Genomic DNA, 355 nt, shown 5'->3' with positions numbered 1-355 from the left:
ATCGAACACTTTTTGATTAATTAAGTAGTCGCTACCTTTACCAGAATGCTTCTCCATTTCATATAATTCTTTGTTGTAATTCTGTTTTATTTTTTGAACATGTACTTACGTAATTTCATCAATTCCTGTCACATCTCGCCATAAATTCAACCATTCTTTTCGGTTAATATGATACCGTTTATCTGTTTCGAAGTTGATTTTGGTAACAGATAAGGACGAAATGAAATCGATTCCATAAAAACAAAGAATACTTTAGATTAATAATATATATTTCAAGCGAAAGCAAATATGGATTAAAATAGAAAGTGTGTTAGTTGGAAAGGTTTTATTATTAGAACAGTTAATCTATTAGTGA

The 355-nt window shown here is 28.5% G+C and carries 1 pseudogene; it reads right to left on the bottom strand.

What is annotated here, in order from left to right:
- Window positions 1–201 (bottom strand): annotated as a pseudogene (locus HMPREF2937_RS14030) (protein rep); the annotation flags it as partial.
- Between the last annotated feature and the right edge of the window lie 154 nt (window positions 202–355).

The organism is Staphylococcus sp. HMSC061G12 (assembly GCF_001838465.1).
GTDB classification, from domain to species: Bacteria; Bacillota; Bacilli; order Staphylococcales; family Staphylococcaceae; genus Staphylococcus; species Staphylococcus simulans.
Note: the sequence above shows the minus strand (reverse complement) of the source record. Positions and strands in the feature narration are given on the sequence as shown.